At 56.7% G+C, this 15,013-nt stretch carries 19 protein-coding genes, 1 tRNA gene and 1 pseudogene; 15 read left to right on the forward strand and 6 right to left on the reverse strand.

Translation table 11 applies throughout. The features are described 5' to 3' along the window. The first annotated feature begins 2 nt into the window (after positions 1 to 2). The 6 genes and pseudogenes from ACRZ91_RS00695 to ACRZ91_RS00720 all read left to right on the forward strand — a co-directional run bounded on the left by ACRZ91_RS00695 (position 3) and on the right by ACRZ91_RS00720 (position 4,957). Positions 3 to 773, forward strand: coding sequence for an SDR family oxidoreductase (locus ACRZ91_RS00695; RefSeq protein ID WP_480782734.1), 771 nt, complete (start codon positions 3 to 5; stop codon positions 771 to 773). Next, a complete protein-coding gene (locus tag ACRZ91_RS00700; protein ID WP_170610056.1) occupies positions 773 to 1,735 on the forward strand; it encodes a 3-hydroxyacyl-CoA dehydrogenase in 963 nt (320 codons plus the stop codon). The genes ACRZ91_RS00695 and ACRZ91_RS00700 overlap by 1 nt, the downstream gene beginning before the upstream one ends. Further along, positions 1,728 to 2,651, forward strand: coding sequence for a 3,5-dioxohexanoate:acetyl-CoA acetone transferase (gene kce / locus ACRZ91_RS00705; protein ID WP_170610058.1), 924 nt, complete (start codon positions 1,728 to 1,730; stop codon positions 2,649 to 2,651). Before ACRZ91_RS00700 ends, kce begins: the two co-directional genes overlap by 8 nt. An 11-nt stretch (positions 2,652 to 2,662) precedes the next feature. Further along, positions 2,663 to 3,541: an SMP-30/gluconolactonase/LRE family protein gene (locus tag ACRZ91_RS00710; RefSeq protein WP_170610060.1), complete on the forward strand. Its 879-nt coding sequence runs from the start codon at positions 2,663 to 2,665 to the stop codon at positions 3,539 to 3,541. A gap of 11 nt (positions 3,542 to 3,552) precedes the next feature. Then, a pseudogene (locus ACRZ91_RS00715) lies at positions 3,553 to 3,732 on the forward strand (PfkB family carbohydrate kinase); the annotation flags it as partial. Between the two features lie 16 nt (positions 3,733 to 3,748). After that, on the forward strand, positions 3,749 to 4,957 hold the full coding sequence (locus tag ACRZ91_RS00720; RefSeq protein WP_170610061.1) for an IS91 family transposase: 1,209 nt from the start codon (positions 3,749 to 3,751) through the stop codon (positions 4,955 to 4,957). Between the two features lie 355 nt (positions 4,958 to 5,312). Here the strand turns inward: ACRZ91_RS00720 and ACRZ91_RS00725 are convergent, their stop codons facing one another. Together ACRZ91_RS00725 and ACRZ91_RS00730 are read right to left on the reverse strand one after the other, a co-directional pair. Beyond that, a complete protein-coding gene (locus tag ACRZ91_RS00725) occupies positions 5,313 to 5,513 on the reverse strand; it encodes a hypothetical protein (RefSeq protein WP_170610063.1) in 201 nt (66 codons plus the stop codon). A gap of 2 nt (positions 5,514 to 5,515) precedes the next feature. Next, complete coding sequence (locus ACRZ91_RS00730) at positions 5,516 to 5,728, reverse strand: helix-turn-helix domain-containing protein (protein WP_170610065.1); 213 nt, start codon at positions 5,726 to 5,728, stop codon at positions 5,516 to 5,518. Between the two features lie 158 nt (positions 5,729 to 5,886). Here ACRZ91_RS00730 and ACRZ91_RS00735 point away from each other — a divergent pair, with 158 nt between their 5' ends. Further along, on the forward strand, positions 5,887 to 6,528 hold the full coding sequence (locus ACRZ91_RS00735; protein WP_170610067.1) for a hypothetical protein: 642 nt from the start codon (positions 5,887 to 5,889) through the stop codon (positions 6,526 to 6,528). Positions 6,529 to 6,530: 2 nt separating this feature from the next. Here ACRZ91_RS00735 and ACRZ91_RS00740 read toward each other — a convergent pair whose 3' ends face one another. Next, complete coding sequence (locus ACRZ91_RS00740; protein WP_170610069.1) at positions 6,531 to 6,845, reverse strand: Arc family DNA-binding protein; 315 nt, start codon at positions 6,843 to 6,845, stop codon at positions 6,531 to 6,533. An 84-nt stretch (positions 6,846 to 6,929) separates the two neighbouring features. On the opposite strand from ACRZ91_RS00740, the gene ACRZ91_RS00745 reads away from it, so the two are divergent. The 3 genes from ACRZ91_RS00745 to ACRZ91_RS00755 all read left to right on the forward strand — a co-directional run bounded on the left by ACRZ91_RS00745 (position 6,930) and on the right by ACRZ91_RS00755 (position 8,368). After that, complete coding sequence (locus ACRZ91_RS00745) at positions 6,930 to 7,124, forward strand: Arc family DNA-binding protein (RefSeq protein ID WP_170610071.1); 195 nt, start codon at positions 6,930 to 6,932, stop codon at positions 7,122 to 7,124. Positions 7,125 to 7,148: 24 nt separating this feature from the next. Beyond that, the gene (locus ACRZ91_RS00750; RefSeq protein WP_024096637.1) at positions 7,149 to 7,340 is read left to right on the forward strand and encodes a hypothetical protein; all 192 of its coding nucleotides are present in this window, start codon (positions 7,149 to 7,151) and stop codon (positions 7,338 to 7,340) included. Positions 7,341 to 7,420: 80 nt separating this feature from the next. Then, positions 7,421 to 8,368, forward strand: a complete 948-nt coding sequence (locus ACRZ91_RS00755; protein ID WP_480901845.1) for a site-specific integrase — start codon at positions 7,421 to 7,423, stop codon at positions 8,366 to 8,368. Positions 8,369 to 8,436: 68 nt separating this feature from the next. Here ACRZ91_RS00755 and ACRZ91_RS00760 read toward each other — a convergent pair. Further along, positions 8,437 to 8,510, reverse strand: a tRNA-Cys gene (locus ACRZ91_RS00760). Between the two features lie 225 nt (positions 8,511 to 8,735). On the opposite strand from ACRZ91_RS00760, the gene ACRZ91_RS00765 reads away from it, so the two are divergent. The 3 genes from ACRZ91_RS00765 to ACRZ91_RS00775 all read left to right on the forward strand — a co-directional run bounded on the left by ACRZ91_RS00765 (position 8,736) and on the right by ACRZ91_RS00775 (position 11,726). Further along, positions 8,736 to 9,389, forward strand: coding sequence for a protein-L-isoaspartate O-methyltransferase family protein (locus ACRZ91_RS00765; protein WP_170469004.1), 654 nt, complete (start codon positions 8,736 to 8,738; stop codon positions 9,387 to 9,389). A gap of 95 nt (positions 9,390 to 9,484) precedes the next feature. Continuing rightward, the gene (locus ACRZ91_RS00770; RefSeq protein WP_170770251.1) at positions 9,485 to 10,903 is read left to right on the forward strand and encodes a TolC family outer membrane protein; all 1,419 of its coding nucleotides are present in this window, start codon (positions 9,485 to 9,487) and stop codon (positions 10,901 to 10,903) included. A gap of 73 nt (positions 10,904 to 10,976) precedes the next feature. Beyond that, a complete protein-coding gene (locus tag ACRZ91_RS00775) occupies positions 10,977 to 11,726 on the forward strand; it encodes a hypothetical protein (RefSeq protein WP_480901849.1) in 750 nt (249 codons plus the stop codon). 3 nt (positions 11,727 to 11,729) lie between these two features. Here ACRZ91_RS00775 and ACRZ91_RS00780 read toward each other — a convergent pair whose 3' ends face one another. Then, positions 11,730 to 13,187 carry a cobyric acid synthase gene (locus ACRZ91_RS00780; RefSeq protein ID WP_480901852.1) on the reverse strand — a complete coding sequence of 486 codons (1,458 nt, stop codon included), beginning with the start codon at positions 13,185 to 13,187 and terminating at the stop codon, positions 11,730 to 11,732. A gap of 60 nt (positions 13,188 to 13,247) precedes the next feature. On the opposite strand from ACRZ91_RS00780, the gene ACRZ91_RS00785 reads away from it, so the two are divergent. Beyond that, on the forward strand, positions 13,248 to 13,817 hold the full coding sequence (locus ACRZ91_RS00785; RefSeq protein ID WP_480901853.1) for a cobalamin biosynthesis protein CobQ: 570 nt from the start codon (positions 13,248 to 13,250) through the stop codon (positions 13,815 to 13,817). Positions 13,818 to 13,881: 64 nt separating this feature from the next. Here the strand turns inward: ACRZ91_RS00785 and ACRZ91_RS00790 are convergent, their stop codons facing one another. Beyond that, complete coding sequence (locus ACRZ91_RS00790) at positions 13,882 to 14,202, reverse strand: DUF6280 family protein (RefSeq protein WP_008757056.1); 321 nt, start codon at positions 14,200 to 14,202, stop codon at positions 13,882 to 13,884. 219 nt (positions 14,203 to 14,421) lie between these two features. Between ACRZ91_RS00790 and efp the strand changes: the two genes are divergently transcribed. Beyond that, the gene (efp, locus tag ACRZ91_RS00795; RefSeq protein WP_010439041.1) at positions 14,422 to 14,985 is read left to right on the forward strand and encodes an elongation factor P; all 564 of its coding nucleotides are present in this window, start codon (positions 14,422 to 14,424) and stop codon (positions 14,983 to 14,985) included. Positions 14,986 to 15,013 lie beyond the last annotated feature (28 nt).

Consider the following 15,013-nt stretch of genomic DNA (forward strand, 5'->3'; position numbering starts at 1 on the left):
CAATGGGACTTGTTCAGGGCCAGAAGGTTGCGATCACCGGTGGCGGGTCAGGGATCGGACTTGCAATCGCGCGACGTCTCTACGCGGAAGGCGCGCAGATTGCGATTTGCGATGTCAACGCCGCTGCGCTTGAGAGCGTTGCATCTGAACTGCCGGGCACCCTGACCAAGGTCTGCGACGTCAGTCAGACATCGGATGTTGGACGTTTCTTCGCGCTCATCGAAGCCGAGTGGAGCGGCCTCGACGCCCTCATCAACAATGCCGGAATTGCGGGGCCAACCGGAGGCGTAGACGAAATCACACCTGACGAATTCGAGACGTGCCTCAGGATCGGCCTTCTCGGACAATTCAACTGCGCACATTTCGCGGTCCCTCTTATCCGCAAGAACGGAGGCGGGAGCATCGTCGGGATGTCTTCGGTCGCAGGCAAATACGGCTATGCGTACCGGACGCCCTATAGCGCCACCAAATTCGGGGTCGTGGGGCTGTGTCAAAGCCTTGCCAAGGAACTCGGCCCGGAGAACATCAGGGTCAACGCGATCCAGCCGGGGTTTGTCTCAGGGCCGCGCATGGAGGGCGTGATCACCGACCGGGCCCGTCAGGAAGGTGTTCCGGTCGAGACGATGCGCGAAAGCTACCTGTCGAAGGTGTCGATGCGCCGGATGGTTACCGAAGACGACGTCGCCAACACGGTTGCATTCCTTTTGTCGCCGGCGGGCGCGAATATCTCCGGTCAGAACATTGCCGTCGACGGCAATGTGGAGACGCTCTGATGACAGAGAAAGTTGCCATCATCGGAACAGGACTGATCGGACGCGCATGGGCGATCAGCTTTGCCCGGGGTGGTTTTGACGTCGCGCTTTGGGATGTAAATCCAGAGGCATCAAAGAAGGCGCAGGACATCTGCGGGAGGGACGCTGCAGAGTTGGAACGCCACGACCTGCTGAACGGCGAAAGCGCGGCGGACGTTCTGGCACGCATAAGTGCTTTGGATACGCTGGACGCCGCAGTGGATGGCGTCGTGCATATTCAGGAAAATGGACCTGAAGAACTGTCGATCAAGCAAGCGTTGGCTAGGGACATTCTCAAGGCCGCGCCGGAGAACGCCATTCTGGCGACCTCAAGCTCTGCCCTCCTGCCATCGCTGATCTTTGAAGGACTGGAAGGGCGGGAACGATGCCTTGTCGCCCACCCGATCAACCCACCCTCGCATATCCCCGCTGTGGAACTTGTGCCCGGGCCAGACACGTCGACGGATACGATGGAACGAACCGCTCGGGTGATGGTCGATGTGGGACAAAATCCGGTTCAGGTTCTGCGCGAGTTGAACGGTTTCATCGTCAACCGCCTTCAAGGTGCGTTGTTGGACGAAGCATTCCGACTGGTCGGTGAAGGCTATGCAGAAGCCGAAGACATCGACAAATGCATTCGTGATGGTCTGGCCCTTCGCTGGGCCCTCATGGGCCCCTTCGAAACCATAGATTTGAATGCGCCAGGTGGGCTGGAAGACTACGTCAACCGGTATGATCCGATGTACGCACGGATGAATGTGGGCGGCGGGCCGCGCCAGAGCTGGCAAGGCGACGTCTTGCGGCGCGTTTTGACGGACCGCCGTTCGCGATTGCCGATCGGGCGACTGGCTGCGCGCCGGGAATGGCGGGACACGCGCCTTTTAGAGCTCAGAGCTTTCAAGCGTGCAAACAATCTGGAGGGTAAGGAACGCGCTCATGACTGACGCCGTCATCATCACCTGTGCCGTCACCGGTGCCATCCACACGCCGCATATGTCGCCCCATTTGCCGGTCACGCCTGATGAGATTGCGGAAGCGGCCATCGGAGCCGCCGAAGCTGGCGCAGCGATCCTGCATCTGCACGCACGCGACCCCGACACCGGCAAACCCGATCAAACCCCCGAAGGTTTCTCCCGCTTTCTGCCGCGGGTCAAACAGGCGACCAATGCGGTTGTGAACCTGACCACCGGTGGCTCCCCCTATATGAGCGTCGAAGAACGCGCGCGCCCCGCGACAGAATTCGCGCCTGAGGTTGCCTCGCTCAACATGGGCTCGATGAATTTCGGGCTTTTCCCGATGCTGGCGCGTTATCCGGAAATCGCGGGATGGGAGCGCGAGCATCTTGAAGGGTCGCGCGACCTGGTGTTCCGCAACTCGTTCCAGGACATCGAGTATGTTCTGGCCGCAGCAGGGGAAAACGGCACGCGGTTCGAGTTCGAATGCTACGACATCTCGCACCTCTACAACCTTGCCCATTTCGTCAGGCGCGGTCTCGTGAAGCCGCCCTTCTTCGTGCAATCGGTGTTCGGCCTTCTTGGCGGCATCGGCAATCACCCCGAAGACATCACACATATGAAGCGGACGGCAGACCGTCTGTTCGGGTCGGACCTTCGGTGGTCGGTTCTGGGCGCGGGGGCGGCCCAGTTTCGGATCGTGGCGCATGCGGCAGCGATGGGGGGCAACATCCGCGTCGGCCTGGAAGACTCGCTCTGGATCGGAAAAGGCCAGCTCGCGACATCGAACGCCGAGCAGGTTAGAAAGGCCGCCGCACTGATCGGAGGGCTGGGCAAGCGCGTCGCTAGCCCACGCGAAGCGCGCGAGATTCTCGACCTCAAAGGCGGCGACGGCGTGAATTTCTGAAAGGAAGACAGATGCAAATCGATATTCTGCTCGACATCAAGACAACGCTTGGCGAGGGGCCGCTCTGGGACGTCGACCAACAGCGCTTCTATTTCATCGATTCGATGGACGGCCGCGTCTTTCGGTGCACCGACAAGGGTACGGAACTGCGGGCATGGGATGTTCCGGGCAAGATTGGATCCATGGCGTTGCGCAAGGACGGAAATGGGGCGATCATTTCGCTCGACAGCGGCTTTTACGCACTCGACTTCCAATCCGGCGACTGTGACCTGATCCACGATCCCGAACCCGACAAGCCCGCAAACCGGATCAACGATGGCAAGGTCGATAGGCGCGGGCGCTTCTTTGCTGGGTCCATGGATACGATGGAAGAAGGCCCCAACGGTGCACTTTATCGAATGGATCCTGATTTCAGCGTACACAAGGTCGATACTGACATCATTGTCTCGAACGGGCCGTGCTTCAGCCCGGACGATAAGACGTTCTACTTCGCGGACAGCTGGTCAGGTGTGATCTGGGCCTACGACTTCGACGTTGAAACAGGCGCCCTGTCAAACCGTAGGGATTTTGTTTCCGTCGACAGATCGAATGAGGGCGCGGCGGACGGATCGACGGTGGACGCAGAAGGGTGCCTTTGGAACGCCAATGTCTATGCCGGACGTCTTTACCGCTGGACGCCGGACGGCGAGGTTGACCGGGTGATCGACATGCCCGTGCGCAAGGTCACCAGCGTGATGTTCGGCGGGCCAAATCTTGATACGCTCTATGTCACGTCGATGGCCAAACCACCTCTGCCACGTTTCCCCGGGGACGGTGTGCAGCGCGGCAGCGTCTTTGCCATCACAGGGCTTGGCGTAGCCGGCGTGCCCGAGCCGCGCTTCGGCGCGTGAGTTCACCCGAAATGTCGCCGGACCTGCTTTTCCTTGGGCGTATTGCAGTCGATCTCTACGGCCAGCAGACTGCGACCCCTTTGGAAGAAACGCGCAGTTTCGCCCGGTACCCCGGCGGGTCATCCGGCAATATGGCAATTGCGGCGGCACGCGCCGGAGCGCGCGTTGGGCTGATTTCTGCCGTGGGAAATGACCCGATAGCCCGCCTTGGAGCGGGCAAATCTGGAGGTCGCGGATATCTTGCGCGCCCATGGGACGGCGTATCGCGCTGCCAATGTGGGCCATATCAGCCTCGGCCAGTTGAAGGTGATGTCGGCTATCGAGCGTTGCCGCACGGCGGTGCTCGGTGGCCATGTAACGCGCTGTGAAGACTGCGCCCACGAGCACATTGCGTACAACTCTTGCCGCAATCGCCATTGCCCCAAGTGCCAGTCCGGTGCCGCAAAGGCATGGTTGGCCGCGCGGGAAGCTGAGCTTTTGCCCGTGCGCTACTTCCATCTGGTCTTCACGTTGCCCAAACAAGTTGCCGACATCGCCCACCAGAACAAGCGCGCGATCTACAACCTGCTGATGCGGGCAAGCGCGGATACAGTCATCAAGATCGCTGCCGATCCCAAGCACCTTGGCGCGCGGGTCGGCGTCACCTCCGTGCTTCACACCTGGGGCTCGGCGATGACGCACCATCCACATGTCCATATGATTGTTCCGGGCGGCGGCCTGTCTGCGGACGGCACAAAGTGGATCGGTTGCCGCAAGAACTTCTTCCTCTCCGTTCGGGTGCTGTCCCGCCTTTACCGGCGGCTCATTCTGGAAGGATTGGCCAAGTTGCACGAAGCCGGGAAGCTGCAGTTCTTCGGCGATCATACGGAACTTGCCAACTCTAAAGCATTCGGTGCCTTTCTGGGCCCGCGGCGCCAGCTCGACTGGGTCGTCTACGCCAAGGAACCCTTCGCCGGGCCCAAAGCGGTGCTGGCCTACCTGTCGCGCTACACCCACCGCATCGCGATATCAAACAGTCGCCTGATCCGGTTCGATCAGACCAGCGTCACCTTCCGCGTCAAGAATTACCGCGTCAATGACGCCGGGCGGCATACCACCATGACGCTCGCAACCGAGGAATTCATCCGTCGGCTCCTCATCCACGTCCTGCCCAAGGGCCAGCACCGCATCCGCCACTATGGTTTCTACGGAAATGGCAACCGCGCAGCTAATATCGCCCGGATCAGGGATCTTCTCGGGGCCAAATCGCCGAGCCGGGAAGGCACCGGTGATGCAAATGGAGGCGACACCGATCAGCATCCCAGGGTCCTCGTACTGCCCTGTCCATGCTGTGGCGGGCGGTTGATCATTGTCGGCACTTTCGCGCCCTCGCAACATCCCAGAGCACCGCCGGCATCGGCGAGGGCCGCTGCATGAAACGCACGACCAACATGATAACAGACATCTTCAGCCGTAGCCGATGTCGCCTGCGAACCCATCGTCATGCACTGATCAAGTTATCGACAAGGTAAAAGTCGATGGCACAGGAAAAACACCACGCGTATCGTCCAAATACCGGCAAGGACGACACCGCGCTTGGCCTGACGGGAGCCGTTAAACGAGTCTGTCAGATCAGCCCAAGGCCAAGCTCAACCCTCAAATCCCCATAGCAACCCACTCACCAAGACCAACCCCGCGATTTCCCGCCTGAGCGCTTCTCCGACGCCAGACAACGCCCCACGTCACTCCAACGTCGCGCGTGGCGTCCGAGAAACCTGCATCTTTGCGGCCGTTAGCCGCGTTTTGCGCCAACGTCCGGTTCACCAGAATGAGCTGAGCAGTCTAGTGTTGTGAGGATGGCGTCTTCGTACAACGCTGCCTGCGTCTCGCCGTTGTCCCAGCGATACAAAAGACCGATTTCTTCACCTGTTTTGATGCAAGAAATACGACCGATGGCTTCGGCCGTTGTGCGAACGCTCTCAAATTCGGGCAAAACTAGCCCCTCTCGTTAAACAATTCCTTGGGATCGACGCCGAGAGCATCCGCAATCCGCTCCAGAACATCGATTGATGCTGAATTTTTGGCGAGTTCGATCTCGCTGATATAGCTGCGATCCACATCCGCAGCTAACGCTAGTTGTTCTTGGCTTAATCCTCTGGAACTTCTGAGATTCCGGACATTTAACCCTACTCGTTCCCTTAATTTCATGGCCTCTATACGGCCAGATCACAAGAACTGCTCTACGGAATATATTCCACAAAACGCGCGCGAGCCTCACAAAGGATATGCTCGCATATGGTGTAGAGGTGGAGGGAAGAAGTAATGTATCAATAATGCAGTAATGTAATCAAAAGGAAACTATTGATATGTGGTGTTGGTTCTTCAGAAATTGGGTTGCTGGAGGCGTGGTGGCTCTTTCCTGCAGCGTGTCTCCGCAGGCGGCGAAAGCCTATCAGGTCGACTGCGCCATTCTGCTTTGCCTGGCTGGTGGGTGGCCCGCGTCAGCAGAATGTGCCCATGCCCGCGCCGTGTTTATCCGTCGGATCACACCCTGGCCGATTGAGCCGCCTTTGCAAATCTGGCGTTGTCCTATGGGTGTTTCCGAGCGCGAGCCGTTGCAAAGTACGGCCCCTAAAATCTGGGAGGCAAGCAACCAATCGAGGCAGACACTTGGCCAAGTCATTCTGGCACAGGTGGTCGAAGGTGGAGCCGATATCGACATCAGTGGTCTGGAATTCGATTTCGTACGCTCGATCCGTGTCTGGGATGTTCGATACTATAGCCATCGGGAACGTGGCCGCGATGATGATTGCTCTGAAAGTTACAACATGCGCCTCGGCACCTACGGCACGCAGGGCGAATTCGGCTGGCAACGCACGACGCCAGCGGCCGCCCCGCAATGGGTGCTTCCGACGCGACGCTGTTCTTCATCAAGTTGGCGGCGCGGAGTCGGTGTCGAATGGGAAGATCACGAGGGCAACCACGGATACGAGTGGGTGGCCTACTAGGGCTAGTCGCCTATGTCCTTCATACGTTCCGCGATATCGCCCGCAATCCGCTCATACAGGGCAGCTTGTTTTTCCCTTGGAGTTCCAGGCTTTGGGTCTCTTCGACGGATGCGTTTTGCAAGCCAGAAGAGCAGCCGCGCGGCAGGGTCTTCCAGTTTTTCCGGCACAGGGGCCGGATAGTTTTCTTCGAGGAGGGCAACGACCTCAGCATTCATGCTGCGATGGTTAGCCTCAGCCGCAAGGCGTATTCGATCGCGCAGGCCGTCTGGCAGACGCACGATGAATTTATCCTGATTTTGAGAGCTTTGTTCCGGCATGGTGGCACTGTGCCATAAAAAGTAATTGACGCAATAGTGGCTAAGTGCCACTAACGGAGTGTGGTTTCAACCTGGAGGTGTTTCATGAACAGTCGTAAACCAATGCAGCTTCGGCTCCCGCAAGAGCTCAAAGAGTGGATCAAGGCGGAGTCAGATCGGAATGGTAACTCCCAGAATTCAGAAGTGATCCGCGCCATTCGGGCAGCGAAAGACAGGCGATCCACGTTCGGATCAGTTGGAAAAATCAATATGGATCAGGGCGATAATGCGCGTTTTTAACGACGTTAGAGAGGTGCCGATTAGATGACCAAAGCAAGTGCACAGACAAAAGCAAAACAGGCAGCCTCCGCCTTCATCCGCGAGGCGCGGGAGGCAGGTTGGCAGCGCGCGAAGTTCGAGATCAAGCCTGATGGCAGTGTCATCGTCGATGCCAACATGGTCGCGCCGGAGGCGGCAGACGACTTTCTCAACAGTGACCTGAGAATGGGCGAATGACTCGCAAAAGCTTGCCCAAATACGTCTACAATGACCGGGGGTATCTCCGGTTCATCCGGCGTTCACGCGGTATCTCGGTCATGATGCACGAGGAAGCGGGCACGCCAGAATTTTGGGATCACTACAATCGCCTGCTGAAGGGAAAGCCAGCGCCAGCGCCGGTGAAACGCAATTTTGAGGCGTTGATTCTTAGTTACTACGAGAGTGACGCCTACAAGAAGCTGAAGCCCCGGACGAGATCCGACTATCGGCGATACATCAGCCATATTCGAGAGATCTGGGCCGACAAGGACCCGGCGAGGATCGAAACCCACCACATTTATGAACTGCACCGGGCCAATGCGGATCATTGGAGGCAAGCCAACTATCTCGTTCAGGTTATGGTCGTCTTGATGAATCACGCCCGGTTGATCGGCTTCATCAAGAAAGAGCACGGCAATCCGGCAAAGGGCATCCCGCTTTTCAAGCAGCAGAGCGACGGCTGGGAGCCTTGGCCAGATGATGTTCGTGCCGAGTTCGAAGCGCTGGCTTCAAAGAGGGCGCGGCTGGTTTACGAGCTTTGCGTTGGAACAGGCCAGCGTATTGGCGATGTCGTGAAGATGAAGTGGGAGCACTTCTCGGATGAAGGATTCGATTTCACGCAGGGCAAAACTGATAAGCCTCTTTGGATCCCGCTCACCGACCGCCTGAAAACCCATCTCGACGGGCTCGCACGAACGGACGGCACCGTTGTGACCGACGCCAAGGGTCGACCAGTGAGCTACCGGATCGTTGCGGAGGAAATGCGCACCATCAAAAAGAAGATGAAGCACGAGAAGGCGAGCTACTACAAAACGCACGGGCTCAGGAAAAATGCGACGATCGAGCTGTATCTGGCCGGATGTGATGACGAGATGGTCAAAGCCGTCACCGGTCACTCAGGCGTTGAGATGCTCAAAAAATACGGCGGGCCGATCCGGCAAAGAGAGCTCGCCAAGCGCGCTCAAGAAGCAAGAAATCAGTTGGAACGAAGCAAGACCGAAACGTGAAAGTTTCAACGGTCGTTTCAAAAATGGCAGTGAAGGAGAGGAAGGATGACGCAAGTCATTGATTTTATTGGAGGCGAGTACCGGAATCGAACCGGTGTACACGGATTTGCAATCCGCTGCGTCACCACTCCGCCAACTCGCCTTTTCAAGCAATATCAAGTACTTGCTGTGGTGTGGTCGGCGTTCTAACAGCTTTCTGAGTGAACGTCCAGAGTTTTGAGTGCGATTGTTTCGGCTCTTGTACTAAATTCCGAAGCGCTCTGATAAGATCATTTTGCCGCGCCCGAATTTGCCGTCTGAGCCGTTGCTGCTGGCAGACGGATGTGGCACAAGTCAATAAGCAGATTGACAAGGATTGAGCGATCAAATGACAGATTTCGCAGCCCGGCGTCTTACGATGGTTGATACTCAAGTCAGGCCCTCGGATGTGACAAAATTCCCGATCATTGATGCGATGCTGTCAGTGGCACGTGAAAATTTCGTGCCGGATTCGCAGCGCGAGGCAGCCTATGTCGGCGATCTGATTGAATTGGGAGGCGGGCGTTGCCTACTGGAGCCCAGAACTTTGGCCAAGATGTTGGATGTAGTGAATATTTCCAACGATGAAGTGGTGTTGGATATTGCACCTGGATTGGGTTATTCGACTGCGATAGTGGCGCAAATGGCTGAGTTGGTCGTGGCTGTGGAATCAGAAGACGATTTGGCGGCAGAAGCGCAGACACTTCTGATGGAAGCCGATGCAGATAATGCAATTGTTCACACAGGTCCTCTCGAAATGGGTGCCGTTGAGCATGGCCCTTATGATGTGATCTTGGTTCAGGGCGGTGTTGAGCAGTTGCCCGCCACGCTGCTGGATCAGCTCAAGGATGGTGGACGGATCGTCTGCCTGTTCATGGAGGGCAGTCTTGGGACTGTGCGGGTAGGTATTAAGGCTGCAGGTCGGATTTCGTGGCGCTATGCGTTCAATGCCAGCGCTCCTGTTTTGCCCGCGTTTTGCGCAGAGTGTGCATTTTCGCTATAGTTGGCAATAGAAGTATTTTGATGCCTTGATTACTTGAAAACACCAGCGCAAACTGCTCCGGTGGTTGCGTAATTTCGATTTGAGAGGATTTGGTAATGCGCGGGACGACGACAGGAAAGCTGCTCAAAGGTCTCACTTTGGCTGCTGGTATTGCGTTTAGTGCAATACCCGGACGGTCAGTTTGGGCTGACAATCTGACAGATGCGTTTATCGGTGCGTATAATACCAGCGGTCTGCTCGAACAGAACCGTGCGTTGCTGCGGGCAGCGGATGAAGACGTCGCAATTGCGCTGTCTGCATTACGTCCCATCATCAATTGGACAGTGCGTGTTAGCAGCGACTACACGCGGACCAGTACAAGCGGCCTAATCAATACGAACGAACCCTCCAGTTTTTTCTCGGGCCTTACGCTTAGCCAGTTGATCTATGACGGCGGCGCTTCGGTTCTGGGCAAGCAATCGGCGCAGGAAACCGTTCTTTCCACGCGTCAGTCTTTGATCGATATCGAACAGCAAATCCTAAATCGTGCAGCGAATGCTTATTTAGGTGTATTGCTGCAGGAAGAAACTGTCGCGATCCGCCAAAACAACGTGGAAGTGTCGGCCGAGGAACTCCGTGCCTCGCAAGACCGTTTCGAGGTTGGTGAAGTGACACGTACCGACGTCGCGCTGTCCGAGGCACAGTTGGCCAGTTCGCAAGCGGATTTGGCCGTTGCCCGTGGTAACCTGAGCATTGCGCAGGCTGAATACGTAAATGCAGTTGGCAAAACGCCCGGAAGGACGGCTGGCCAGCCGAGGTTGCCAAATCTGCCGCGTTCGGAATCCGATGCTGTCAATCTGGCGCAGCGTAACCACCCGGCTATCCTTTCGGCGCAGCATCAGGTTCGCGCGCTGGATCTGATCGTACAGCAACAGCGAGCTAATCTTGGACCGAATGTCAGCTTGAATGCTGATGCAGGTATTACCGAGAGCTATGACAACGACGACTATATCAACGATGCAACGATCTCGTTGAATTTCAATCAGCCGATCTATGCTGGCGGTGGTCTGGCGGCTGCAGTGCGTCGGGCGATGGCAACGCGTGACGCGTCTCGCGCGAATTTGCTGAATGTACAGAAAAACATCACGCAAGGAGTTGCGGATCGCTATGCAGCATTTCAGGCCGCTACGGCCAGCTTGCGGGCTTCGACCGAGCGTGTTCGCGCCTCGCAAGTTGCCTTTGACGGTATCCGCGAAGAAGCGACGCTAGGTGCGCGTACAACTTTGGATGTTCTGAACGCTCAGCAGGATTTGTTGGACGCACAGTTGGCTGAAGTTGCGTCTCGGACTGAGCGGTCTCGTGCTGCGTATGAGTTGCTGCAGGCGCAGGGTTTGTTGACGGCAGAACGTTTGGGGCTGGCGGTGCAGATTTATGACCCGACCTTGTATTACAACCTCGTCAAAAAGGCGCCATCGCAGGTTAGCAAGCAAAGCCGCGATTTGGATCGGGTGCTCAAGGCATTGCGCCGGGATTAAACAGTATCGCTACCTGTTGTGGCGATGGTTTTGATTGGCTACAATCGAACCAAGGTTAGAGCGGTAGAAAAATATGTCGGATCGTGTTGTAAACGCCAATATTCAGGACGTTCTCTCGTCGGTTAAACGAATGGTCGACGAAGACGCCAGTGGCGAATCGGAATTTATCTTTGTCCCTTCGCCCCCGGTGTCCAAGCCTGGGCGGCTGGTTTTGACCGACGCCCTGCGTGTCAGCGAGGAACCGCTGATTGCTAAGAAGCGGGCACCTCTGAAGTTGATGCCTCATCGCAGCGCGGGCGATGAGGCAGAAAGACAGGCCGCGAATACGCCTGACAACCCAGACGAACCGATGCGTTTGCAGCCCAACGATGTTGTGCCTGCCAAAGATGCGGAGGTCAGCACCGAGGAAACAAAGCGTGACCTTGCGGGGAGTTTGAGCGCAAAAATCGAAGCCTTGGAGGCCGCGATCGCCCGGACTGAAGATCAGTGGGAACCGGATGGTGAAAGCGACGATGAGTACTCTGGTACCAAGACAATGGCTGTCGAGTGGCCAGTGGACAAGGGATTTGCGCAGTCTAAGGTCGCACAACCTGACACAGAGGCCAAAACAGAGGCCGTATTCATACGCGATCCTTCGGTAAAAGCGGCTCCGACACCAAAGCCCACCGGTGCAGTGTTTGAGGAGCAGCAGTTGCGCGAGCTTGTTGCGCAGATCGTCCGAGAAGAGCTGCAAGGCGCATTGGGCGAGCGGATAACTAAGAACCTGCGTAAGATGGTTAGGCGCGAAATTGTGCGGGCGTTGGCCGCTGGGGATCGAGACTAATCCTCAGCCCCGATTTGGTGTCTGCGCCATCGAGAGAAGCAGGTCTAAATCCATGTGCCGCTCAAGATGGTCGGCAAGGTCGTCCAAAACCTGTTCGACGCCGTCTTCATAGGCGTTTTCTGATACAACGCCCAATTCGGACAGATAGTTTGCGCGAAACGCGTCTGATGTAAAAATCCCATGCAGATAGCTGCCGCGTATGCGACCGTTGGCGCTGGCAGCACCTTCTGGCCTCCCCCCGACCTGCAGCCACGCGCGGGCGCAATCCGGACCGTCGGTCCTACCCATATGGATTTCATAACCGCTGACGGGTTCCTTACCGGGTAGGGCGGTCGCTGATCGCAATGTAACCTGCTTTTGACCGGCCATGGTGGTGGTGACATCCAGCAGCCCCAAACCTTCGACGTGACCCGGGCGACCGTCTACGCCATCCGGATCCGCGATGGTTTTTCCCAGCATCTGATATCCGCCGCAAAGGCCCAGAACATGTCCTCCCCGACGGACATGGGCATACAAGTCTATGTCCCAGCCTTGCGCCCGGAAATAGGCCAGATCGCCAATCGTGGATTTGCTGCCGGGCAGCAACACCAGATCAGCATCGCCGGGCAGGGGGCGGCCGGCAGGAATGATTTCTACCGTCACACCCGGTTCTGCCGACAGCGGGTCAAGATCATCGAAATTGGCCATCCGCTCTAGTTGAGGCACAACGATCTTGCACGCGCCTCCGGCATGAGAGCGAATATCCATCATATCCTCGGCAGGCAGCTTCCATGCATCGTGAAACCAGGGCACCACGCCGGCGCAGGGCCAACCGGTCCGGGCCGCGATGTCATCGCGACCTTCGTCAAATAGGGACACGTCGCCTTTGAACCGATTTATGGCAAAGCCTCGGATCATCTCGAGATCCCTTGCGTCCAGGACTGCCTGTGTTCCAACGATTTGGGCGATCACTCCGCCACGATGGATATCGCCGACCAGAACAACCGGAACGTCAGCGGCACACGCAAATCCCATATTGGCAATATCACCCATGCGCAAATTGGTCTCAGCTGGGCTGCCTGCGCCCTCGATCAGCACCAAATCGGCATCGCTGCACAGCCGGCCGAAGCTTTCCAAAGCCGCACCCAGAAGCTTGGATTTATCTTTGCGATAGTCGCCCGCTTTCATTGTGCCTGCGCGCTTGCCCTGAAGGATGATTTGGGCGCCTGTGTCGGTTTCTGGTTTCAACAGGATCGGGTTCATGTCGGTATGCGTCGGCCGTTTCGCCGCCCGCGCCTGCAGGGCTTGCGCGCGCCCGATTTCTCCACCGTTTTCAGTAACAGCGGCGTTGTTTGACATGTTCTGCGGTTTGAACGGAGCAACCCTCAGCCCGCGTCGGGTATATGCGCGTGCCAGTCCGGCCACCAAAACCGATTTTCCGACATTGCTGCCGGTGCCTTGAATCATGATGGACCACGCCATGGCCTGTCTCCTATGTTGACGCGCAGATGACCTGATTTAAGGGCAAAGGGAAAGCCCCCTATGAACACACCTGCGCATCTTTTGATCGGCGTCGCCGCTTTTGCACGCCCAGCCCAAGGAGCCGCATTATGGGCAGCGTTGCTTGGATCGTTGTTGCCGGACTTGTCGTTGTATGTGATGGCAAGTGCCTCGCTGTATATTCTGAACATCCCGGCACAGGTTGTATTCGACCAGCTTTACTTTTCGCCAGCCTGGCAAACGGTGTTCGCCGTCGACAACTCGTTCTTTGTGTGGGGAACAGCGCTTGGCCTAGGGCTGTGGCTAGGTTGGCACCTATTGACCATAGGTGCGTCCGCAGGGCTGCTGCACTTGGTGATGGATTACTTTTTGCACGCAGGAGATGGTCGGCCACAATTCTGGCCGCTCAGTTCTTGGGTCTTCGACAGTCCCATCAGCTATTGGGACAGCACGCATCAAGCCATGTGGGTCGCGCCCATATCCATGGCGGTGTGTTTGGCGGCCTATGCGGTGTTGTGGCAACGCGGCCTTTCGATAGGCGCTAAGCTCTTTTTTGCTGTTTTTCTTGCGGCCGAGCTCTGGGTTGCAAGGCAATGGATAATGTACTTTTAGTCTGGTCAAAGAAAAACGCGCCCCGTCGTCAGGGCGCGTTTTTTCAATCGGATGCGGGGTTCAATCAGGCCGCTTCGGCCTGCTGAGCCGCATTCCGGCGTTCGCTTTCTTCGCGTGACAGAGCCACCGAAGTCCGGACGCCGCGACCGACGAATTCCATCAATCCGCCAACAACCCGCTCATTGGGGTCGATACCGGCGCAGGACAGTACTTCGCGACCATCGCGCGAACGAGCCCAGCGGGCAATTTGTTCTGGCCCATTGCCGTATTTCTTGTCGTCAGCGATGGCATCATCCAGAGCAGCCAGTACAACGGCTGCGAAAAGTTTGCGTGCACGATTGCCTTGTTCGTTATTGAAGGCAGTGCCGTCAACGAAATCTCTCATCTCGTTTTTCCTGTTTTTCTTGCTCTTGCAATTTTCGGCGTGACGGTCCTTATGACCTATTACATGCGATTCGGATACACCTAAATCGCATAACTACGTTGCGTCATTTGCATGGCTCGCTGCATGTGCAGCACTAGGTTTCGTTGTCTTGTCAGGTGTGGTCACGCCAGATATAGGGACAACAACTGACGCATCAACCGTTTGTGAAGGATTTAAGTCATGCCCAAGATAAATGGGAACGAAATTCGCCCCGGCAATGTGCTTGAGCATAACGATGGGCTGTGGGCGGCTGTTAAGGTGGATCACGTAAAGCCCGGTAAAGGCGGTGCTTTTGCGCAGGTCGAACTGCGCAACTTGCGTAATGGCTCAAAATTGAACGAACGCTTTCGTTCCGCCGACAAGGTTGAGCGCGTACGGCTTGAGCAAAAAGATCAGCAGTTCCTGTACGAATCCGATGGCATGTTGGTGTTCATGGATTCTGAGACATACGAACAGATCGAGTTGCCGTCGGAATTGCTGGGCGAGCGCCGCCCGTTTCTGCAGGACGGCATGACCATTGTTGTCGAATTCTACGAGAGCGAGGCGTTGAATGCGACGCTGCCGCAAAAGGTGACCTGCAAGATTGTCGAGACCGAACCGGTCGTCAAAGGGCAAACCGCTGCAAACTCGTTCAAACCTGCAATCTTGGATAATGGCGTTAAGGTCATGGTTCCGCCGTTTATTGGTCAGGATGAAATGATCATCGTGAATACGGAAACCATGGAATATTCTGAACGCGCCTAAGCTTGTTCCAACCACATTCGAAAGACCG

The organism is Ruegeria sp. O11, assembly GCF_056535285.1.